The sequence below is a fragment of the Streptomyces sp. NPDC127084 genome, assembly GCF_042724175.1.
Lineage (GTDB): Bacteria > Actinomycetota > Actinomycetes > Streptomycetales > Streptomycetaceae > Streptomyces.
In genome coordinates this window covers 1-585 of sequence record NZ_JBHXFA010000200.1, presented here as the reverse complement: position 1 = coordinate 585, position 585 = coordinate 1, and the positions used below count along the sequence as shown (strand labels likewise).

Here is a 585-nt window from a genome sequence, read left to right as displayed (position 1 = left end):
TCTCGGTCTGTGACACTGGTGCTGGGGGGGGGTGCCCCGGGAGTTTTTGGTGGGGGATATAATGGTGGAATGTTCCGAGTTGGTGGTGGCGGGTGTGCCTAACCCCGCGCGGCTCCGGCTCGACCGGCCCTGACCGACTCTCTGACCGACCGGTCGTCACCGCCCGCGTCCGCGCAGGCCCACCGCCGTCAGCAGGGCCGCCGCCACCACGATCGCGGCGTCGATGGCCAGCACGGCCCGCACCCCTTCGTACAGCCCGCCGTCCCAGGTGGTCGCCAGCACCCGCAAGTGCTGGACTCGGTGGGCCGCGTGCTGCGGCTGAGCAGTGCGGAGCGCCGCCACCTCTACGCGCTCGCGGGGCTCAACCCGCCGCCCGCCGAGGTCGATCCGGCCGAACGGCACGGCAACTGCGAGGGGATGCGACGGCTGATCGACGCCTGGATGCCGCGCGCGGGGGTGCCGCGGTGTTCCGCACCCCGTAGCGGTGCCCGGTGTGTCCGGCCTCAATCGCCGGCCGGGCTTGGGTTTCATGGGCTGGGCCGGATACGAGCCCCGGAGCGGCCCCAACGGCACGCTCCCGGCGAC

1 pseudogene is annotated in these 585 nt (G+C 73.0%); it reads left to right on the top strand.

Going from position 1 to position 585, the window contains the following annotated elements:
• Window positions 1-282 precede the first annotated feature (282 nt).
• Window positions 283-447, top strand: a pseudogene (locus ACFWI9_RS30365) (XRE family transcriptional regulator); the annotation flags it as partial.
• Window positions 448-585: the final 138 nt, after the last annotated feature.